Origin of the sequence: Gracilinema caldarium (assembly GCF_029265695.1) — a bacterium.
Classification (GTDB): domain Bacteria; phylum Spirochaetota; class Spirochaetia; order Treponematales; family Breznakiellaceae; genus Gracilinema; species Gracilinema caldarium_A.
On record NZ_JAJUHW010000027.1, the window covers coordinates 19876 to 41683 of the forward strand.

The 21808-nt window shown below is 47.1% G+C and carries 18 protein-coding genes and 1 tRNA gene; 5 read left to right on the forward strand and 14 right to left on the reverse strand.

The genetic code is table 11. The features are described 5' to 3' along the window. Window positions 1-10: 10 nt before the first annotated feature. From Q7P68_RS09565 to Q7P68_RS09585, 5 genes are all read right to left on the reverse strand, one after another. Window positions 11-736 (reverse strand): response regulator transcription factor, encoded by a 726-nt coding sequence (locus Q7P68_RS09565; RefSeq protein ID WP_304225102.1) that lies wholly within the window; start codon window positions 734-736, stop codon window positions 11-13. Between the two features lie 17 nt (window positions 737-753). After that, window positions 754-2376, reverse strand: a complete 1623-nt coding sequence (gene lnt / locus Q7P68_RS09570) for an apolipoprotein N-acyltransferase (RefSeq protein ID WP_304225119.1) — start codon at window positions 2374-2376, stop codon at window positions 754-756. Further along, on the reverse strand, window positions 2376-2714 hold the full coding sequence (locus Q7P68_RS09575) for an HU family DNA-binding protein (RefSeq protein ID WP_304225103.1): 339 nt from the start codon (window positions 2712-2714) through the stop codon (window positions 2376-2378). The genes lnt and Q7P68_RS09575 overlap by 1 nt, the downstream gene beginning before the upstream one ends. 80 nt (window positions 2715-2794) lie before the next feature. After that, entirely contained in the window at window positions 2795-3067 is a 273-nt protein-coding gene (gene rpsT / locus Q7P68_RS09580; RefSeq protein ID WP_304225104.1) for a 30S ribosomal protein S20, read from the reverse strand. A gap of 251 nt (window positions 3068-3318) precedes the next feature. Then, the gene (locus Q7P68_RS09585; protein ID WP_304225105.1) at window positions 3319-3489 is read right to left on the reverse strand and encodes a hypothetical protein; all 171 of its coding nucleotides are present in this window, start codon (window positions 3487-3489) and stop codon (window positions 3319-3321) included. A gap of 184 nt (window positions 3490-3673) precedes the next feature. Here Q7P68_RS09585 and Q7P68_RS09590 point away from each other — a divergent pair, with 184 nt between their 5' ends. Together Q7P68_RS09590 and Q7P68_RS09595 are read left to right on the forward strand one after the other, a co-directional pair. After that, complete coding sequence (locus tag Q7P68_RS09590) at window positions 3674-4120, forward strand: RrF2 family transcriptional regulator (RefSeq protein ID WP_304225106.1); 447 nt, start codon at window positions 3674-3676, stop codon at window positions 4118-4120. 17 nt (window positions 4121-4137) lie between these two features. Continuing rightward, complete coding sequence (locus tag Q7P68_RS09595) at window positions 4138-5649, forward strand: hypothetical protein (RefSeq protein WP_304225107.1); 1512 nt, start codon at window positions 4138-4140, stop codon at window positions 5647-5649. Window positions 5650-5674: 25 nt separating this feature from the next. On the opposite strand, the gene Q7P68_RS09600 is transcribed toward Q7P68_RS09595, so the two are convergent. The 5 genes from Q7P68_RS09600 to mfd form a co-directional block, all read right to left on the reverse strand. Further along, window positions 5675-8116, reverse strand: coding sequence for a helicase C-terminal domain-containing protein (locus Q7P68_RS09600; RefSeq protein ID WP_304225108.1), 2442 nt, complete (start codon window positions 8114-8116; stop codon window positions 5675-5677). A gap of 63 nt (window positions 8117-8179) precedes the next feature. After that, a tRNA-Glu gene (locus tag Q7P68_RS09605) sits at window positions 8180-8254 on the reverse strand. 99 nt (window positions 8255-8353) lie between these two features. Continuing rightward, window positions 8354-9595, reverse strand: coding sequence for a tetratricopeptide repeat protein (locus Q7P68_RS09610; protein WP_304225109.1), 1242 nt, complete (start codon window positions 9593-9595; stop codon window positions 8354-8356). Next, window positions 9592-10329 (reverse strand): lysophospholipid acyltransferase family protein, encoded by a 738-nt coding sequence (locus Q7P68_RS09615; protein ID WP_304225110.1) that lies wholly within the window; start codon window positions 10327-10329, stop codon window positions 9592-9594. The genes Q7P68_RS09610 and Q7P68_RS09615 overlap by 4 nt, the downstream gene beginning before the upstream one ends. Before the next feature lie 24 nt (window positions 10330-10353). Continuing rightward, a complete protein-coding gene (mfd, locus tag Q7P68_RS09620; RefSeq protein WP_304225111.1) occupies window positions 10354-13755 on the reverse strand; it encodes a transcription-repair coupling factor in 3402 nt (1133 codons plus the stop codon). A gap of 47 nt (window positions 13756-13802) precedes the next feature. Between mfd and Q7P68_RS09625 the strand changes: the two genes are divergently transcribed. Both Q7P68_RS09625 and Q7P68_RS09630 read left to right on the forward strand, forming a co-directional pair. Beyond that, window positions 13803-14843 carry a hypothetical protein gene (locus Q7P68_RS09625; RefSeq protein ID WP_304225112.1) on the forward strand — a complete coding sequence of 347 codons (1041 nt, stop codon included), beginning with the start codon at window positions 13803-13805 and terminating at the stop codon, window positions 14841-14843. Next, window positions 14840-15592, forward strand: a complete 753-nt coding sequence (locus Q7P68_RS09630; protein ID WP_304225113.1) for a PilZ domain-containing protein — start codon at window positions 14840-14842, stop codon at window positions 15590-15592. The genes Q7P68_RS09625 and Q7P68_RS09630 overlap by 4 nt, the downstream gene beginning before the upstream one ends. Here the strand turns inward: Q7P68_RS09630 and Q7P68_RS09635 are convergent. After that, a complete protein-coding gene (locus Q7P68_RS09635; protein ID WP_304225114.1) occupies window positions 15577-16383 on the reverse strand; it encodes a TatD family hydrolase in 807 nt (268 codons plus the stop codon). The two genes, Q7P68_RS09630 and Q7P68_RS09635, sit on opposite strands and share 16 nt — an antisense overlap. An 85-nt stretch (window positions 16384-16468) precedes the next feature. Here Q7P68_RS09635 and Q7P68_RS09640 point away from each other — a divergent pair, with 85 nt between their 5' ends. Beyond that, on the forward strand, window positions 16469-16681 hold the full coding sequence (locus tag Q7P68_RS09640) for a hypothetical protein (RefSeq protein WP_304225115.1): 213 nt from the start codon (window positions 16469-16471) through the stop codon (window positions 16679-16681). A 110-nt stretch (window positions 16682-16791) separates the two neighbouring features. Here the strand turns inward: Q7P68_RS09640 and Q7P68_RS09645 are convergent, their stop codons facing one another. From Q7P68_RS09645 to Q7P68_RS09655, 3 genes are read right to left on the reverse strand one after another with little or no spacing between them, the layout of a single operon-like run. Continuing rightward, entirely contained in the window at window positions 16792-18714 is a 1923-nt protein-coding gene (locus Q7P68_RS09645; protein ID WP_304225116.1) for a DNA topoisomerase IV subunit A, read from the reverse strand. A 9-nt stretch (window positions 18715-18723) separates the two neighbouring features. Then, a complete protein-coding gene (locus Q7P68_RS09650) occupies window positions 18724-20535 on the reverse strand; it encodes a DNA topoisomerase IV subunit B (protein WP_304225117.1) in 1812 nt (603 codons plus the stop codon). A gap of 32 nt (window positions 20536-20567) precedes the next feature. Next, window positions 20568-21665, reverse strand: coding sequence for a hypothetical protein (locus Q7P68_RS09655; protein ID WP_304225118.1), 1098 nt, complete (start codon window positions 21663-21665; stop codon window positions 20568-20570). Window positions 21666-21808: the final 143 nt, after the last annotated feature.

Sequence of the window (21808 nt, forward strand, 5' to 3'; positions counted from 1 at the left end):
TCTCATAGTCCTACTCTTGGTGCAGACTCTTTCTAAATTGACTTTGGAGTGTTTTAAGTTCTATTTCATGCTGCTTAATTTTCTCTTTTTCCTTTTCAGCCCGTTCAATTTTTGCATCCATTTCGGCCATGTGATGCTTTAAGGCTTGAGAACTTGTTTTGATGAGCTCAACCATTTTGGAAACCTTTTCAGGATCAACAGGTTTTCCTTCAGCGATCTGAATTTGATTAACAGCGTTCTCTATTCCCTTCACAGAGGCGGCACAGGCTTCCAGGAAGCTTTTCATTTCACGGTTAATTTCTTCAGTGATTACTAGCTGATGTTCTCTGGTTGCAATCTGAGAAAATAGTTCCCGGTTCCGCAAAACGGCTCTAATGCGAGCAAGGACTTCGGAAAAATTATAGGGCTTTGTGATATAGTCATCCACACCAAGCTCAAAACCTTCCACCTTGTCTTTTACATCGTCCATGGCGGAGAACATAATAATCGGTATATCCTTATATGCCTGGTAATCTGGATTGTTTTTGAGCGTCTTGGTAACTTCCCAGCCGGACATCTTCGGCATTATGTTATCAAGAATAATGAGATCAGGGTTAAATTTGCGAACCCTGTCCAAGGCTTCCAAGCCGTTTTCAGCTTTTTCCACATGAAAGCCGAGTTTTGAAAGCATAACATCAAAAAACTCGAGATTTATCTGTTCATCATCTACAATCAATATTTTCTTTCGTACGTCCATACAAGCTGTTCCATCCTTTACTCTTCTTTTATTGTCCTATGACAGGCACGTATTGTCAACCTGACGACTGCTAAAAGCAAACTTAAGCCTGAGATACTTAAAAAAATCCAGGCAAGAAAATCCCCGTACTTTGTATACCAAGTTGTCTGGGAAAGTAAAGGGATATCCACGGTTAGTTGGACTTCGGTAAATGCGGGAGCCATGGCTATAATGCGCCCGTTTGGATCAATTGCACAGGTTTGTCCTGAGGCGGTAGATCTTACTACAGAACGACGATTTTCGATAGCCCTAAATACGGCCATGGTAGCATGCTGCATCTGAGAGGGGAGACTTTTTGACCACGCGTCATTGGTAAGGTTTACAATAAGCTCCGCTCCATTTTGAACAAAACGCCTTGAAATATAGCCAAAAGTATCTTCAAAACAGATAGGGGTAGAAAATTTGATGCCATTAGCATCAAATACGGTCACTTCTGTTCCCTTTTTCCAGAAATGAGTATCTGCGTTGCGCAGGGCTTCGTACATAAATGGCAGTTGTTTTTTATAAGGAAAATGTTCCGTAAAAGGAACAAGATGCATTTTACGGTATATTTGCTGTTCTTCTCCCTTTTTAAAAAGAATAGCAGCGTTGTAATCCACCTTATCCCAAATTCCTTCTTCTGTTACTTCCCTTCGGCCGTCATCATTACCAATCACATAGGGGATATCCTGGGTCGCCAGGAAGTCGAGCAAATCTTTAACCAGCTCATAGGATTCTTGATCGTCTCGGTATGTTTTATGCCAATAAATACGTGGTACAAAGGCTGTTTCGGACCAAACCACCAGGTCAGGCTTTTGCTCTTGAGAAACGGCTTCGAGGGAAAGCCGTTTAAGGATGGCGAAATTTTGCCGGTAAGCGACTATTCCGCCCCGCCAGGGATCCGTATTGTGCTGAATCAATGCAACCCGAGCTTTCGGTGCCTGCTCATAAGACACGGGAGAGATAAATCCATAGATAAGGCTTGCGATAAGAGCGCAAAACCAAAGACTCGGTGCAATCCACTCTTTTTTTATAAAGGAAAACCAATATTGTGTCGGATTTTTAATATTATAAACTATCCAAGCTGCAAAGTATGTGGATGGGAACACTACCAGAGCTGATACAGCCCAAACCCCAAAAAGTGCGGAAATTTGAATAAGGGGCAACACTTGCCATTGGGAGTACCCGGTAATTCCATAGGCATAACCGAGAAAACCTTTCGTTCGCAAAAATTCATAGGAAAGCCATAAAAGCCACTGGACTATATAATATTTTTTGGGAAACAGTCTTTCGGCAAGTTTAAGGAGGGGAAATAAAATAGCAAAGTAGGTTAAATATATACAGCCAACGATGACCCCGGCCAAAGGATGAAAGACACTGAGCCAGTAATTAAAAAGGCCATAGGCAGTATATCCATAGAGGGCACCCCAAAAAATCGATGCACCGAGGCCTATTCGCGAAATTGCTATAAAGACTGGCACATAGGCAACCCATGCTAAAAGAGAAATACCGTTTGTAACGAAAAGGTTTGGAAACGAAAGGGCAAATAAAACCGACGCTAGGAATATATACAGAAAAGTAATGACATTATTTTTAAATCCATTCCCGTGGGAAGGCAGCATCATGTTGCATCCCCACCTGCTCCTGGTTCGGCATTGAGAGAAGTAATATCCCAGACACCTTTCTTTAATTCCTTGCCTGGGCGAAAAGCTGCCACACCGTGGGAAGAGACAGAGACGGTCGCTCCTGTTTTTGGGTTCCTTGCCTTTTGGCGTCCCTTACGTAGACGAATCTCGAAAGTGCCAAACCCGCGCAGTTCCACAACCCGGCCATCCATAAGTCCCTGTTTAATAACTTCCAACACCGTGTCGATGACCCCATGGATTTCTTTTTTATCCATGCCAGTTTTTTGATACACTGAATCAATGATGTCGGCTTTTGTCAGCTTTGATCCGGCCATCTTTCCCCCAGGTCATCTAAAAATTTGTGGCGCCCCCGCAGAGGGAGCAGCCATTTTCATGAATGGAGCAGAGAATACGCTTATGCAGACTTAAAATTGTTAAACAAAATCTGCATGCGGGACTTTTTGCGAGCCGCAGCTTTTTTATTGATGATACCCTTCTGAGCAGCGCTGTCAAGCTTCTTGATCATTTCTTTCAAAGAAGCTTCTGCCTCGACAGTATCCTTTTTCTGAACCGCGGTTACAAATTTCTTTACACTGGTACGAACAGCGCTTTTTACCGCCTTATTGCGAATTCTGCGCTCTTCACTTTGCCGATGCCTTTTTTCGGCTGAAGACTGCTTTGTTGCCAAAGGAAAACCCCCACTAATCTGAGGCTCTTTTAAAACTCAGAGAGTTTTAAAAGAGCTACCTTAAAAATCCGCGATTTGGCGCAGCGATTGCGACGCAACCGCAAGCAATCGCAAAGCCAATTTTAAAAGTGACCGACTTTTAAAATTGGCTCACCTACAAATGTTTATCTGATACCCTATCAAATAAGTTCAATTCTGTCAATGAAAAAGCCCCGATATCGGGGCCTCATGCAGCGACAGCTCATCCAACATTATTTAAAGTCGGAGGGGCGCCGCTCTACCCGCTTGCACTTTTCGCATTCGGCAACATTTTTAACCTTGCCGTTTTCGAAAAGGGTCTTCATCTTTATTTCGCCACCGCAGGAGCAGAAGAATTTCTGGGTTGCGCTGGTGGTACGAGCGTTCTTACTGGCCTGAGCCATGGGTTCATCTCCTTGCCGGAAAACCGGCCTTTATATGCTATGTATGTGCATATCCCTAACGGATAATTCACAATCTCAAGGTAAGATACAATAGAGGATAAGCATATGTCAACCATTGACAGACCTTGTGCACATAGGAAAAATAGTTTAACCTAACAGTCATTATTTCACAAAGAGGCTGTATATGCGCATAACGACTCGTGGGAGATACGCCTTGCGGGCGACCCTGGCATTAGCACGGCTCAGCATGGATGGTTCGCCGGTTTCTATCAGCCGTCTATCTGAGAAAGAACAAATTTCTTCCGTCTTTCTTGAGCAAATTTTTTTTAAACTTCGAAAAGCCGGCATAGTTGAATCCATTCGGGGCCCTGGCGGCGGTTTTAGAATGGCCAAACCCTTAGACCAGATTACAGCAAAAGAGGTCCTCGATGCGGCGGGTGAAGGTCTTATGCTTTCTCCCTGTGGAAAAATAAAAAAAAGCTGCAGCCACATGAATGACTGCATTTCCTTTGCCATCTGGGCAGAGGCAACAGAATTGGTCAATAATTTCTTTGCCAATATGACATTAGCTTCGATTATTCAGAAATACGTAAAACAATTTGAAAGCGATTCTGCGAGCTGCGCTGACTAATACAGAGGTTAAGAACGATGAAGCACAATAAAATTGATGAACGCTCTTATAAAAAAATAATAGATGTCCTTAAAACACAAAAACAGGGAATTACCGTGGCGGATATTACCACAAAAACAGCCCTGCCCCTGGATAAGGTTAAGGAATTAGTTGTCGTCGCCTCCGATGAATATTCAGGCAGAATGGAGGTAACCGAATCGGGGGAAATCCTTTATTCCTTTCCCCGAGGTTTTAAAAGCAAATATCGGGGCCTTGGAGTAACATTAAAAAAGGTACTCCATGCGGTAAAACAGGGCGCAAAGGTTGTCGGGATGTGGCTTTTCAAAGCCTGGATCATGCTCATGCTCATCGGTTATTTTGTCCTCTTTATGGCCATAGCCCTCATAGCCCTGCTTGCGAGTGTGGCATTTTCGGCAGCCGGTTCCAGCGACAACCGTTCCAATTCCCGACGCAATGACGGGATCGGCGGTTTTTATTTGGTGAGCTATATTCTGGATCTCATAATCCGAATATGGTTTTATTCAGAGCTGACTAAATCGATAGACCGATCTGGTTATGGCTACAATTATCGGGAAACAAAACCAAAGGGGAGACCGCTGCATCATGCGGTTTTTTCCTTTGTTTTTGGCGATGGGGATCCCAATGCTGACTGGGAATCTCGTGAAAAAAAAGCCGTTATTTCCTATATCCAGGCAAACAAGGGCGTCATCAGCCTTCCAGAATTTATGATCCTGACCGGAGCAGCTCCCCAGGATGCGGAGCAAAAAATCACCCGTTACTGTGTCGAATTCGGCGGCATGCCCGAGGCAACTGAAGACGGAACTGTACTGTATCGATTTGAAGCCCTGCTCCTGCGAGCCGACACTAAGGATCGTTCTTTTAGCGGTTTATCCGCACCCATTAAACGGCTCCATGTTTTTTCCCGCAACTCCAATAAAATGAATTCCTGGTTTGCTATTATTAACGGGGTAAACTTCGTTTTTGGCTCATATTTTTTGTTTTTCGCTAACACCCTTGGGCCGATCGTCTCTAACACGCAGGTTCGGGGATCAAGCTATCTGTACGCGATCGCATATGTACTTTTCAGCGGATTTTTTAATAATCCCCTCGCCGCCGTTACAATCATTTTAGGCTTTGTACCGGTGGTTTTCGCCATACTATTTTACCTTATTCCAGCCCTGCGATACATACAGCTTAATAAAACAAATGAACAAATAAAGCTTGAAAATCTGCGGAAAACCCTGTACCAGCAAGTTTGGGAACACCCCCAGCTCGTACATCTCGAAGATGTTAACCCCGCAGCAGAGGAATACCGTCCACAAGATTTTAAGCGCAAGACAGACCTGCTTATTAAAGAACTCGGTACCTATAGTATTCCTGAAGTGAAATTGTCTGATGATGGCACAACCCTCTATTCTTTTCCTGAACTAGAACGGGAAAAGCTTGTGATTTATAAAATCCGTTCGCAGGTAGACGCTTCTCAATTTAAATTGGGAAACACCATTTTTGACAGCCACGATAAAACTTGATTCAACTGTGTTATATCAGACAGCCTTACCTGTTTTGCAGAAAGGATTCTGTCTTCTCCACTATTTCTTGAAATTCCGTAAAGGCCTGCCGGGTTTCCGGCAGGGATCTTATAAAGATGCTGCCATAGCGCTTACGAAGCATTCTTCCGTCCAATACAGCCACAACACCATGGTCGCTTGAAGTCCGCATGAGGCGGCCAAAACCTTGTTTGAGTTTCATGACCGCCTCAGGAAGGGAAAGTTCCATAAAGGAGCTTCTTCCCTGTTTTTCTAAGGCTTCACAGCGGGCTTCATACACTGGGTCGTTGGGCAATCGAAAAGGCAGCCTGCAAAGGATAACAAGCCGCAGAGTATTTCCCGGTGCATCGACCCCTTCCCAAAATGAATCGGTTGCAAAGAGTACGCTGCTTTCATCCTGCAGAAAATCCTGAAGCAATCGGGACCGGTCCTGATCTCCCTGTTTAAGGAGACGGATGCTTAGACCTGCAAGCTCCTGCCGTGCATATTCATAGGCCTTTTGAAGGGCAGAATAGGAAGTAAAGAGAACCAGGGCTGAACCGCCTGAGGCACTAATAAGCCTGCTCACTGCGGCATTGACAAAGGCATCATAACCGGCTTCGTCAGGAAGGGGGCTGTCGGTGGGAGCGGCCAGGAGCACTGCGCTTTGGTAGGGAAAGGGTGAAGGGAAAATACCGCTTAGAATCGAAAGGTCTGAATTGGAATCTAACCCTACCCGCTGCATCCAATAATCAAAACGGTTATCAATGGTCAGCGTGGCTGACACACAGGCAATCGTCTTAAAGCGAGTCCAGAGGGCTTCCTGGAGGGATGCAGCAATATCCAAGGGGGTAATAGAAAAGCGGGCAAAGCTGTCGGCGCGGCGTCCGTTCATCAACTCAATATAATAGACCGATGCTTCCTCTTCTTCATATTCCATAAAAGAGCCGCAGATGCCCCCAATCTGTTCAAGCCGTCTGATAATTGCTTTAAGCTCCCAAACCAGGGCCTCATCCTGAACATTCTCATGCAAGGCTTCTATTTCATCATGAACTATTTGGCACAGTTTGGAAATGGACTGCCGAAGGGAGCGCAAAGACGGAAAGAGCGAAGTGCGAAACAGCTCCCCTTTGTCTTTGGTAAGCCGAATCACCCCCTCCTCGCCCAAAAGGCTGAGGGCGCTTGTATCGAGGCTGTCCATGGCGTCTTTGAGGGATTGTACTGCGCTGTCAATTTTTTCCAGAAACAGGCCTGAACTGAGATAAGCGGCAAAACGGACCGCGAGCCCAAAGTGTTGCATTCGCTTTTTTCGGTAGAGCCGGCCGAGAAGCCGGAGAATGCTGATCCGGCTAAAGGTTTCTGAAAAAAAGGATGTGGCAGAATGTTCAATCGTGTGGGCCTCATCCAGAATTATCCGCTGATAGGAAGGAAGGACCACGGTTTGTTCATAACCGGCTCCCTCTTTCCGGGCTGCCAGGTCCGCGAAGAGGAGATGATGGTTAACCACGAGAATCTGGGCATCCGCCGCTTCCCGTTTCAGGGCCTGAACAAAACAGCGCTCCCGCTCGGGGCAATGCATGGCAAGACACAGATCCGGTTCTGAGCATATCCTGGACCACAGTGTGTCTTCGGGCAAAAAAGGCAAATCGGACTTGCTGCCCGTGCTGGTTGTTTCTGACCATCTTGCAATCGCCTCAAGCTGCTCCATCTGTTGTCCCAGATCCAAGTCTCCTTCGCGCAGAGCATCCTGGAGACGCCGGAGACAAAGATAGTTAGACCTGCCCTTGATAAGCACCGCTTTTATTGGCTTTTTCAGGATCCCCGACACGAGGGGTATATCCTTTTCATAGAGCTGCTGTTGAAGCGTAATAGTCGCAGTAGAAATAAGTACCCGTTCTTTATTTAAAAGAGCGTATGCCATGGCGGGGAGAAGATAGGCAAAAGATTTGCCCACTCCGGTTCCGGCTTCGGCGCATACAACCGCATCGGAATTAAAGGCTCGAATAATGAGCCGCATAAGATCAAGCTGACTGGGCCTGCTTTCGTATTTTTTAAGACGTTCCGCGATTGCCCCACCCGGTTCAAGGGCTGAGACCAATTTCTCTTCATTGAGCAGTTTCTTTTCTTTTTTGGGGATTGGTTCGGCAACCACATAGAGCCGGCTTACCTCATTGTTGATGATAAAGGAGCCAAGCCCGTTTTCCGCCGCCTGTGCAGCAATTGCGAGGTCATTATCGCTGGGGCTGAGATGTCCAGATGGATGATTGTGGATAAGAATATCCGCTTCTTCATAATAGGCAGGAAGGGCGAGGACTGCCGATTCATTGCCCCGGGCTGCGATCCTGATACGATGAACCAATCCCGCATCGTTGATATAACCAAGGGCAAAGACTTCGTTCCCTTCAGCATCAGCGATTTCTTTGCGGAGGATTTCTATTGCTTCGGGACTAAGCCGTTTGTCGGACCGCATGGTTATTCTATGGTAATCCTAAAAAAAGAGCCCGATAACGATTTAATCGTTACCGGGCTTTGTTGGCATCTCCTAGGGGATTCGAACCCCTGTTGGCGGGATGAAAACCCGCTGTCCTAACCCCTAGACGAAGGAGACACGCTGTAACGTCAGCAGTTTGTGCTGCTCAAGCGCTGCTTGCGTCGCTCGCACTTGACGGTTGTGAATATACAGAAAAGCTTTATTTATGTCAATACGTTAGTGACCTAATTTTTTCAAAAGCAGCTCCCGAAACCGCAGAGCTTGAGCATTTTCTGGTTCAATTAAGAGCGCATTATCACAGTCCGCCAAAGCCTTTGGGAAGTCCCCCAGGTGATAATAGGCCTGCCCTCTCCGGTAGAGGGCAAAAAACTGATAAGGATTTATCTCCAGTGACAGGGAAAAATCATCAATTGCCTCGCTGTACTGCTGGAGCACTGACTTTACCACCGCCCGATAATAGGCTGCCTTGTAGGATGCGTGATCGAAGGCGAGGGATTGAGAAAAGTCCTCTATGGCTTCTTGGTAATGGGACTGGGCAAAATGGGCCATACCACGGTGTTTATAAATAATCGATTTTACATAATCATTAGGATTCGCTTGTAATATTCGTGTGTATAAGCTGATTGCCTTATCGAAATTTTCATTGTTATGGGCATACAGAGCATCCAGCAAGAGGTCGTCGATAGATTCCCCTCCCTTGGAAGGCTCCAATTTGAACAGGCTTCGGGGACGGTTTTCTTCCGTTTCCAGCACTTCCTTAAATAGCAGCCCATCGGTGGCTTCTTCGATCTTTTTAAAGAAACTTTCCCTGCGCTTACCCAATTCGCGGTTCAGCTGCCGCTGGTAATCCCGGATTTCCTGAAACACAATGTCCGCAAGGGATAGGCTTGCATTAACTGCCGCAAGTTTGCGTTTCATAGGCTCGTCAAAGGGGGTAAACTCCGCTTTGTACACCAGTTCGTGTTCTACTTCGGCCCAGGCATCCTGTAAAATGGTCCGGATTTGGATTTCCGCGATGTCGCAGCCCGTATTGCCTCGTTTTTTAATGATGTCTTCAGGTATTTTGATGAGTATATGGGTCGATTCGTAGCCAAATTCCTTAAACGAATAATTGGACCCCTTTCGTTCAACTTCGGTTATTTGGAAGCTGTTCTGAATAGCCGTTTCTACCGATGACAGATCTTCAATGAAGGTACAGACAATCCTGAGACCGACTAGATCATTAATTGCAGGCTTTTTTGTTTTATTAGATTGCTGCTGAAGGAGCCGTATGTATTTTTTGTAATAGCTTTGAAAACTTTTTGCCCTTCCCTTTACCGTCGGTTTGGGCCGCATGGTATGAAGCACTTCTTCTAGACGGGTCTTTATGTCTTCCACCACCAACACACGGTTATGGTAGGTACGATCAAACTCTTTCTGCAATTTTCCCCGGTCAGGAAACCAAGATTGTTCATTCATAACCGCGCATACTCCTCATAAATTAAAGTTTCCACCTGTTTCGGTAAGGCCCGTTTCCCTTCCGTATCAAGATTGTCCGTATCGATGGGGGCTAGAAACTTTAGCTGCACCGGGACCGGCTGGATAAGGCCCTTTTCTTCCCAGACCGAATAGCTTCCTTTAATAACCAGGGGAACAATCGGGGCTTCTGCCAATGTGGCAAGTTTGAAAGCACCGGCCTTAAAAGGCAAGAGACCAGCCCCCCGGCTCCTTGTGCCTTCGGGGAAAATAATCATAGAGGCTCCCTTCCGGATCCGCTCCGCACCTTTTTCTATGGCTTCTTTTCCCTTGGCAATATTCTTCCGGTCGATAAAAAGGCCCCCTAAAAGGAGGACCCACAGGTTAATGAAGGGGAGGAAAAGGATTTCCTTTTTTGCAATAAAACCAAAACGCCGGGGAATATAAGCCAGGGCAAGAATTACATCGAAATCGCCGGGGTGATTGCCGACAAAACAAAGGCCTCCCCGCGGGGGGATATGCTCAAGGCCCGCTACGGTAACGCGAGCTCCGGTTCCCCAGATAACCGCCCGAGCCCAACATGCTGCACACACCTGAAGTATCCAATCAGTGAGTTTTTTAAGGCCAAAAAGAGACATAACAAAGAGAATGACGCCAAGGGGCAGAATGAGTACAACGGATACCCAGAAAAAGAAGAAAAATATAACGGTTCTTGTTACGAGCCATATTCGTCTCATTTTTTAACGCTCCTTACAATACGCTCATTCTATTAAAGCCGCGAGTTTTTCGCGGATAAATTCACTTTTTTCCTTAAGGCCAATCGCGCCGGTTTGCAGCACCAGTATATTGGGCTGTTTGGGGTCCAATTTAACCTTACCAGCACTTTCTTTCATCAACCTGATGAGCCTGTCTACTTTTACTCTGGAAACCTTGGCAAATTCAACGCGAACGAGGCCGCCCCGCTCTCTCAGAGCTGCAATAGCCAGGTCCTTGCAGATAATTCGTATTTCGGCCAAGGAAAGAAGGCTTTGGACCACATCCGGCAAGGGCCCGAAGCGGTCCAGCAGCTCCGCGTAGACCTGTTCAAGTTCATCCCTGGTTTGGATGGCCGCAATTTTCTTGTATACTTCCATTTTTTCCTGGGCCGAGTCGATATAGGAGTCAGGGATAAAGCCTGAATACTCCAGTTCCAGGTAGGTTTCGTTTTCCACTTCGTAGTTTGCGTCCTGGAGCCGCTGGACCGCTTCGTCTAGCAGCCTCAAGTAGAGGTCAAAACCGACTGAATAAATATCCCCCGACTGTTCCCGGCCGAGGAGGTTGCCTGCACCGCGAATCTCCATATCTTTCATAGCAATTTTAAAACCCGAACCAAGCTCGGTAAAGTCAGAAATGACCTGGAGCCGCTTCATAGCCAGTTCAGAGAGAGCTTTATCTTTGGGATAAAAGAGGTACGCATAGGCAACACGGTCAGATCGCCCTACCCGGCCCCGCAGCTGATAGAGCTGCGAAACACCGTACATATCGGCCCGGTCTATGATAATGGTATTCACGTTCGGAATATCGATGCCGTTTTCGATGATGGTGGTAGAAACCAGCACATGGAAGCCCCCGTGAATAAAGCGATGCATTACATCTTCCAGGTCGCCAGGATCCATCTGACCATGAGCCACATCGATAAGCATTTCAGGGACTATCCGCTCAAGCATCCGCTTTACTTCATCCAAGCTTTCTACCCGGTTATGGAGATAGAAGACCTGGCCGCCCCGCTCCACTTCCCGGCGTATGGCAGCGGCGATCCGGTCCTCGTTAAACTCGTCAATCGAGGTTTCCACCGGATGCCGGTTGTATGGCGGCGTGGTAAGAAGGCTCATATCACGAATTTTAAGAAGGCTCATGTGCAGGGTTCGCGGGATGGGGGTTGCACTTAGGGTAAGGCAGTCAATATTGGTTTTAAGTTCCTTGAGCCGCTCCTTGTCCTTAACGCCAAAACGCTGCTCCTCATCGATAACAAGGAGCCCCAAATCCTTAAAAACCACATCCTTTTGAATAATCCGGTGGGTGCCCACGAGGATATCTATTTCGCCTTTCCGAACCGCTTCCAGGGTTTTGCGGGCTTCGGCTTTGTCCACAAAACGGGAGAGCATACCAAGCCGCACCGGAAACTGGGCAAAACGTTCCTGAAAATTTTCGTAGTGCTGTTCCGCCAGAATGGTGGTGGGGGCTAAAAAAGCCACCTGCTTGCCTCCCATCACAGCCTTAAAGCAGGCTCGGACCGCTACTTCGGTTTTTCCGTACCCCACATCGCCGCACACGAGCCGGTCCATAGGAAAGGGGCTTTCCATGTCCCGTTTTATCTCTTCCACACAGCGGAGCTGGTCTTCGGTTTCTTCATAGGGGAATGCGGCTTCAAAGGCGGTCTGCCATTCCGTATCCTTGGGAAAGGCATAACCCTGAACGGCTTTCCGTTTGGAATAAAGATCGATGAGCCGTTGGGCAATGTCTTCTACAGACTTTTTAACCCGGTTTTTTCGATTTTCCCAGCTTTTAGAGCCCAGTTTGTCGAGCCGCGGCGCGTTGCCCTCATTTCCGATATAGCGCTGGACCAGGTTCACCTGCTCGATAGGAACAAAGACATATTCTTCGTCCGCGTATTCCAGCTTGATGTAATCCCGCTCGTGTCCCAGAGCCTTAATCCGCTCTATGCCCTTAAAAAGCCCGATACCATAATTCACGTGAACTACATAGTCCCCAGGATTGAGCTCCACAAAGGTATCGATGACGGCGCTTCGGGCATGCTTTAAGGAACGGGGGATTCGCTTTCGCCGGCCGAAAATTTCGTTTTCCTGGACCAGCATGAGCTTAATGTCCGGCAGGGCAAAACCAGTGCTTAAAGGCAATACCATGACAGAAACGGCCAGGTCTTTAAGCACCTCTTCCAGCCTGAGGGCCTGGCTTTCCGATTCGGCGCTTACCACAAGCTGCCAGCCCTGTTTTATGAGGTTACCAAATTCTTCTTTGAGGTAGGTAATATTCCCAAAAAAACTGCGGGGCGGATCGCAGGAAATGCTTAATTTATAGGCACCGCTTTCTCCCGCCCCTTTTATTGTTTGGAACGAAAGCCGCCGTTCAGTCCGGGCGGATTGTTCTTTAAAATTAAGCAATATTCTATGCGGGGCAGGCACGGGCCGCTCCCGGCGGGCCTTCCGGTACAGTCCCTCGTATTCCCGTTCAAGACTCTCCTGGGCATTTTCAAGCCGTTCCTTATCTACAAAAACGACCGTAGCCGATTGAGAAAGATAATCTAAAAGTGTTGCAGGTTTTTCAAAGGCAAGGGAGAAAAAAAGCTCTTCCCCTGAAAAGGTTTTTCTCTGTTCAAGGGTATATAAAAAATCGAGCTTTGCGTCTTTAAATTCATCGAGCTGTGAGAGCTTATTTTTAAGAGCTCTTATCCGTTCATCATCCCAAAGGACCTCCTTAAGAGGCCGGATTACCAATTCAGATACCCGTTCTAGGCCGCTTTGGTCTTCCGGATTGAATTGCTTAATAGATTCAATCCGGTCAAAGTCGAATAGAAGACGATAGGCATACTCATCTCCCGCCATGAGAATATCGAGAACTTCGCCGCGGAGGGCAAATTCTCCATGGACCTGAACTTTGGGGACCCTGGTGTAGCCATAGGTGGTTAAAGTTTCCGCCAGGGCGACGGTATCAATCTTTTGACCCGGCCGTATGGTTTGCAAAAGGGGGGCTAGATACTCAGGAGGCGGAAGCGGGGTGAGAAAAGCCCGCTCGGAACAGACAAGAAGGGGTGACTTTCCGGAGCAAAGCAGGGCAAGGATGCGGCTTCGTTCACCAAAACTGGCGGAACCGGGAGCGAGGTCCCGGTACGGAATGCTTCCCCACCAGGGAAACATATTCGGGGTAAGCCCTGCGCCTTCCAGGTCAGAAGCGATATTTTCAGCTTCGTGTTCCGTGGGACAAACCACAAGGATAGGCCCTGGAGCTTTTAGTGCAAGTTCTGCAATAATCAGTGAAATAAAGGATCCATCGGCTCCTTCCACTTCCAGAGGGAATTGTTTGTCGGAAAAAGCAGAGAGTACCGATTGCAGCGAAGCGGATTTTCTTATTTTGTTCTGCAATACAGGAAACGATAAGGTATTCATATTGTTTTACCGATTATGGTAATATATCCGGATTATGGAGTTTCGAAGTGAAACCTTGGAATAAAAGTGCACTGGCAGCCTCGCTGTTATTTTGTCTATCCTTTATGCTTTCTGCCCAGGATATCGATTTTTCAATTCGATATATGGACAAACGGGTATACTATGCCGGTCAGGGGCCCATTTTAATTCAGCTCACCATTACCAACAATAGCGCATCAACCTATCGTTTTTTCTTGGCAGACGAGCGGGCTTTTTCAGTCGACTTTGATGTCAGAACCATGACAAACCGCAGTCTTGAGCCTTCTGAAATTCTTATCAGAAAGCGCACTCAAAATCAACGGGTCTTTTTCCGAGAAGTGCTGATTCAGAGCGGTGAATCATTTTCCTTTACCGAAGACCTTACTGACTATGTTGCTTTGAACGAAGCCGGTTCCTATGTGGTACAAGCACGGCTCTATCCACAGCTCTATCAGCAGAAACAAGACGCTACTGCCACCGGCTCTGTATACGGAACTTCCAGCGGTGCTTTTATGAGCCGTATAACAAGCAATCCTAGTCAGAACATGGAAAATCCTTCGGTGGATTCAAACCGTCTTGCCCTGACACTGCGGCCTGCTCCATTGGCAGAACCAGGCAAGGCTGCTCCAGTGCTGGATGCGGATACTAATGCCATATTGGTTCGGCAAAATCTGCCCCCTGACCAAATAATTTCGTATATTTTAACGGCAAGACAGAAAGGACAGTGGGAAAAGTTTTTCCTCTACCTGGATTTGGAAGCCATGCTGGTCCGCGATAGTGCCAGAAAACGTCAATGGCAGGCCGAATCGGAAGAGGGCCGCCAGAGAATGCTGGAACGTTACCGTTCAGACCTTAAAAATGCCATGATAGACGGAGATATTGCCACCATTCCTATCGAATTTACCGTTGAACGCACCAATTATGGCGCCGAAGATGGAACGGTGACGGTACTTGAAAAATTCCGGTATGGCACCTATGTTGAAAAGAAACGGTATACCTATTATGTACGCCGAAAGGATGGTATCTGGGTCGTGGTCGACTATTCTGTAGTTAATCTGGGGACCGAATGAAACTCTTACTTGTCATTGCCTCTGACGATACGTATGCCTTTATAGCATCCTATGTACGCCCCTTGGGTTTTGAGCTGATTCGATATCGGCATCCGCTCAAAGCTATGGATAACATCGATGAGGTGGATCCGGACGGGGTAATTATCAGCGGAGAGGATTTTCCGCGGCATTGGAAAACCCTGGTCCAGTTTATCCGAAGTGAACGGCCTAAGGATAAGACGGCTATTGTGGTGCTTAAAGGGCCTAACTTTCCCTTTGAAGAAGCTGCAAAGGCATCTTATATTGGCGTAAGCGGCATCGTCTCGGAAAACCTTTCCAATCCGGAAGAACTGGATAGGCTCCAGGGCATTTTAAGCCGCTACCTGCCAATAGATGACGGCCGAAGATCTAAAAGAATACGACCAGCTCCATGGGACCGTTTTGGTTTTCTTGCCTGCAATCCCGCAGACCAGACCTTTATTACCGGTAATTTGGAAACCATCTCAGCTACCGGTATTTCCCTGCTGCCTGAAGACGCACATTCGGTGCAAAAATTAGGGCTTGATGCGGTCTTATCCGAATGTTCCCTCCGTGTCGGAGACCGCATCCTTTCTCCGGTCTGCAAGCTCGTACGGACAGGTAAAATAGTATCCTTTCATTTTGAATCCTTTCCTCCGGGAGAACAAGATTTTTTAAACGACTATATCCAAAGCAGACCCCTGCGGGAGCGGAAGTACATTCAGGAGCATCCAGATTACACAGAGGTGTGAAAATACACCCTGCTAAAATTTTCGTCATTTGTCGCGTGCAATTCCTGTTCTGTATGTGCTATAGTTCCAGCTTCAGACCTGAGACGAGCAGCCCATTTTACCACCTGACATAAATCTCCATAATCGGAAAAGGGTTTCCCACGCTGGCTTTGATAGGGAGCGTCGGTTTCAAACAAGAGGACTTCTTGTGGGAGCAGCGCGCAGGCCCGCATAGCTTTCCGGTGGTTCAGCATAATAGGACTTCCAAAGGAAAAATAGGCTGCCACTCCCCGTTTTCGCAGGGCCAGGGCTTCTTCGTAGGTTCCCGCATAGGAATGGAAAACAACAGCAGGAAGAGCCGTTAATTCCCGCAGATAGGAAAAAACCTTATCCATAGCCTTCCTTACGTGTAACACTACCGGCAGGTTATACTGCCGGGCGAGCCCTATCTGTTCCTTAAAAAGCCTTTCCTGTATTGTTTCTGTGGCTTTGTAAGCTTCGTCAAAAAGGTCAAAACCGATTTCACCGATCGCGGCAAGTTTTCCCCCCGCCGCAAAACGATATAAGGCATTCAATGAGAACTGAACAGCTCCAGGCTCAGATGAAGGGAGCTGGGGATGGACACCAAAACAGAGGGCGATTGGAGGACCTCCAGTTTTGACAGCTTGCTCGGCAAGAGCTTCATGGTAGATAAATTCATCTTCGTTCCAGCTGCTTGCCGCAACCGAAAGGTTCAAAGCAAGACGCATCGCTTCCGCATCAGCTTTTTTATGGGCCAAATCAAAGGGATGGCAATGAGCATCACTTGGCATAATTGCACTATAGCATAGCGACAGAAAGCTATAAAGGGTAAAGGGGTACCCCTTTTTTTCCGATACCTATAGAAGGAGGATGCACATGAAACGCTATTGCATCAAATGTGAAACCGGCAGGGTAGAATTCCTTGACATCCTATATGAGACTGATAGCGGCTATATGACCAGGGTTGTCCGCGTTAAGGACGGCTATGAAAAAACTATAGAAGAGTTTATGCCCCACCATTTGTTCGATCTGTGTGTAAGGACAGGTTATCTGTATGAAATGAAAGAGGCAGCTCATTCAGTCGCTTAATAGAGTCGCTTACTGCGTGACAATTTAGCCTATCGGTTGCTAAGGAGACCTCGTTGAGCTCCTTAGCAACCGTATGCTACCGTTGGGTCTAACTACTAATTTAAAAGCAGCTATTTTGACTCGACCCCTTCCGCTTCTTTAGCAGCGATGCGCACACCCGTAGCTTTTAAACCCTTTACGAGGAAATCCTGCAATTTAATCGTTTCCCTGGTTACCTTAAGCCGCGGTTTCGGCACATAGGTCACCGTAAGAGAACCCTTATCACGGGTATCCACATGGAGCACCTTGGCGCCTTCGGGGACAAGACTGTATTCCTTGTTCATAATCCAGCCTTCGATTACACAGCGTTTTATATAGGGATACCCCGTTTCAGCTTCCTTGTAGATGACAGAGAATACCGTTTTAGAGAGCGCATCCTTGTCGGCAATGCCGATCCACCATGCGTGTTCGCCAACAAAAATTTTTTCAGGCAGATCGATAACACTGTAACTGCCGTTATTCCGGATCACTAAGATCCTGTCAAAGGGCGAGACCTCCGCTACCACAGTGCCTGAACTGACTGCGGTGCCCAAATAGCCGGTTTCGCTGTCATAGCGCAGCTCAAGGTCTTTTTTAACCACTTCCTTTACATCAATTTTATTAAAGGATTCTATCTTTGTTTTCCGCTTTCCTTTTCCAAGGTCTTCGTTTGCCTTTATTTTAGTGATAATGCCGTCCAGAAACGCTGTAGCGTAGGCGGTAATGTTTTTTAAGTGCCCTTCTATCTCGGCAATCCGGGTTTTTATTTCTTTGAGTTCCGCCTTGGCCTTGTTGATATCGTAAAGCGATATGCGCCGGATAGGTATTTTTAACAGATGCTCCACATCCTCCGCGCTGACACCCCGTTTGCCGATTTCTTTCATAAAGGGCTTAAAGCCATCGAGTACCGCCTGTTGGACCGCCTCTGCGGTTTTCATTTCCTCTATAGCCTTGTAGATCCGTTCTTCTATGAAAATCCGTTCTAGTGTACGTTGATGAACCTTATCAAGAAGCTCCGAACGCTCCAGTTCCAGTTCCTTGGTAAGAATGTTGACCAGTTGTTTGGCATGGTATTCGATGACTTCGGTTACCGTCATGACCGTAGGCATGCCATCCTTGATCACCAGGAGATTCACCGAAATAGACTGTTCGCATTCGGTAAAGGCATAGAGGGCGTTGACGGTTTCTTCCGAATAGACTCCCCGGGCAAGTTTTATCTCTATCTCTACCTGTTCGGTGGTAAAATCTGATATGGATTGTATCTTGATACGCCCAGCCTTAGCGGCGGCTTCCACACTGGCAATAATACTTTCGGTTGTTGAGCCGTAGGGCAATTCCCGAATTACTATCCGTTTTGGGTCCGACACATCCAGTTTAGCCCGGACTACCACCTTGCCGTTTCCGTCCCGGTAATCCGAAACATCCATGAGCCCCCCGGTGGGAAAATCGGGATAGAGCTTAAACTTTTTCCCCGCGAGGCATGCCTTCTCGGCTTCCAGAACCTCAAGGATATTATGGGGGAGTATCTTGGTCGACATTCCGACCGCAATGCCTTCGGCACCCAAAACAAGCACCACGGGGATTTTGGCGGGGAAGACCACCGGTTCCCTGTTGCGTCCATCGTAGGAATCCACCATGGGGGTCAGTTTCGGGTTGTATAGTAGTTCCTTAGCCAGTGTGGTGGCCCGGCACTCGATATACCGGGCAGCGGATGCCTCGTCTCCGGTAAAAATGTTGCCAAAGTTTCCCTGCTTATCGATAAAGAGATCCTTATTGGCAAGGACTACCAGGGCTGATCCAATGGAGGCGTCTCCATGGGGATGATACTTCATACAGTGGCCCACCACGTTGGCCACCTTGTGGAATTTGCCGTCATCCATCTCAAAGAGGGAGTGGAGGATCCGCCGTTGCACCGGCTTAAGGCCGTCTTCCAGATCGGGGATGGCCCGGTCTTTTATGACATAGGAAGCGTATTCAATAAAGTTTCTATCAAAAAGGGTCTTAATATATGCCATGTTATATCCTTAGGTAACATCCGCAATAAGGTTTTTCATAATATAGTCCCGCCGCTCAGGGGTATTTTTGCCCATGTAAAACTCGAGCACCTGGGGAACTGCTTTTAGGGTGTTTACGGTTACCGGGACAAGCCGCATATCTTTGCCGATAAATTGGCCGAATTCCTTGGGACTGATCTCTCCGAGCCCCTTAAACCGGGTAACCTCACAGCCGGCGCCGAGGGCCTTAACCGCTTCATCCCGTTCCTTTTCGCTGTAACAATAACGGGTCTCCTTTTTGTTACGGACACGGAACAGGGGCGTCTCCAGAATGTACACATGACCGCTTGTAACAAGCTCTTCGAAAAAGGACAAGAAGAAGGTTAACAGGAGATTCCGGATATGAAAGCCGTCAAAGTCAGCGTCGGTGGCAATGACAATTTTAGCATACCGGAGGCCGCTCACATCGTTTTCTATACCCAGGGCCATCATCATGTTGTAGAGCTCTTCATTTTTATAAATTGCGGTACGTTTTTTGCCGTAAATGTTTTCAGGTTTTCCCCGGAGGGCGAAAATTGCCTGGGTCATCACATCCCGGCTCGAAACCATGGACCCCGCGGCGGAATCTCCCTCGGTGATAAAAATGGTCGATTCAGCCCCCTTTTCTCCGTCCTCAAGGTGGTATTTGCAATCCTTGAGTTTTGGAATTTTAAGGGCAATTTTTTTTGCCGCTTCCCGGGCTTCCTTTTTTACCACGTTGAGCTCGGTTCTGAGCTTTTCATTGGCTATGATTTTGAGCTCAAGCTGTTTTGCGGCTTCAGTGTTTTTGTGGAGCCAGTCTTCCACCGCGGTTTTTACTTCCTGGACAATCCAGGGCCGAATGTCTGAGTTGCCGAGCTTGTTTTTTGTCTGGCTTTCAAAGACTGGATTCTTTAGTTTTACCGCAATAGCGGCGGTTGTCCCTTCCCGCACGTCTTCGCTCTTGTAATCCTTTTTAAAATAAGCCTGAATCCCCTTAAGGAAACCCTCCTTAAAAGCCGAAAGATGGGTTCCTCCGTCGGAAGTATACTGTCCGTTTACAAACGAAAAATACTCTTCTCCATAATTATTGGTATGGGTAAAGGCAAATTCGAGCCGCTCTCCCTTGTAGTAACCCACCGGATAAATAACCTCGTTGCCGGTTTCTTCATTTAAGAGGTCCAAAAGCCCCTGCTCAGACCGGTATACCTGACCGTTGAAACGCAGGGTGAGCCCCGCATTCAAATAAGCATAGTTCCAAATCCGTTTTTCAATAAACTCAAGATTAAACTGATAGTCTCCGAAGATTTCCCGATCGGGGGTAAACTCAACATAGGTGCCGTCCCGCTGGTTTTCCTTTAGCTTGCCCTTCCGCTCACTCTGCAGTACACCCTGTTTAAATACAGCCTCGGCAAATTCTCCGTTCCGGATAGCCACCACCCTGAAATGAGAAGCCAGGGCATTCACCGCCTTGGTGCCTACCCCGTTAAGGCCGACAGAAAATTGAAAGACATCGTCATTGTATTTAGCACCCGTGTTGATGACCGATACACATTCCACCACCTTGCCCAGGGGTATGCCGCGTCCATAATCCCTCACCTTTACCGTGCCGTCTTTTACCTCAACCTCAATAGTATCCCCATACCCCATGATATATTCATCGATTGCGTTATCAATGACTTCCTTAAGGAGTATATAAATACCATCATCCGGATTGGATCCGTCTCCGAGGCGTCCAATATACATACCGGTTCTCAGCCGTATGTGTTCAAGGGACGAAAGGGTCTTTATTTTCGATTCGTCATAGGTATTTTTTGCTGCCATAGTCTCACTGTATCATAAAAGGTTGTGTGTACCTATTCCAGTACACGTTGGAGCTTTTCTATCCCATTCTGCAGTTCCCTAATACGGCTCTGGGTGTCAGCAATTATTTTTGCTTCACGTTCCTGCCGTACCTGGTGAGAACGGATGACCTGGTTCAGTTTATCAATTTCTTTTTGAAGTTTTTCGATTTCCAATTCAACACTCAAAACTTCGATATTCCGCTCAAGGCTTTGTAGATCAGATTGAAGCTCGTGAATTGCGTGAATCATTTCAGACCATTCCGCATACTGTTTTTGAGATTCCGCATCGATGGCAGCTACTTTCTGCCCCGTATGCTCTAAAAGGGTGGCAAGCTCATTTCGGACCCCCTGTAATTCCTTTTCCAGGATTTTGAGGGTTCGAGCCGGCGCTGTATTCTGACACAGTTCACGGATTTCCTTTTCGAGTTCTTCCAAGGCTGCGGATTCTTCTGCCAAATTATTTCGCTCACATTCCAATTGCTGTGCTATTTCCCTGGCAGATGCAAGCAAGCTGACTGCTTCTTCACCCCAATTGTCAAGCTCAATGTCCGATGCAACAAGGGCTTGCCCAGCCTCTAAACAAATCTTTTTTATATCTCGCTCTTTGCTGGAACGAGCGGCCTTAAGTACTAATTTCCTGCTCTGTTTGCCAATGAACGAAAAAAAATCCTTTGCCTCTTCTTCTTCAAGCAAAGAAAGATGATCCTCTGTCTCTTCCAGTTGATGAAGAACTGCCTCATACTGCTGCTTCAACGTAAAAACAGGATCTGGAACCTCTGACAAGGCAAGTATCGAAGCTCCCAGAGCAATATTACGGATTCCCAGTTCCTTTTCATCAACCTTTATCGCCGCCTGAAGTTTTTTATACTGGGTCTTTTTTTCCCCGTCGTTTTTAAGTAAAGCACCAAGCCGTTCAACCTTTGATGTGAGGCTTTGTAATTCTCGGTTTAAGCGCCTAAAATCGGCCTTTTCATTACCGATAGGGGAACTATCATCATGCTCTGCAGAAAGGATACTGTTACCCAGAGTTCTATACTGCTCCGAAAGCCTGTCCTGGTAGTTTTCTCTTTTTTTTACCAGTTCATTAAGCCTTTTTTTACGTTCTTCCATATTTTTACTATACGCTATAGAAGTTTTTCTTGACAATCCGTCAAGACGGCCCCATCATGTAAAAATCGAAGGAGACGCCACCATGAGCTACACCACGGATCTTATCAAGAACCTATCGTTAGCCGGTCACGGCGGTACCGGCA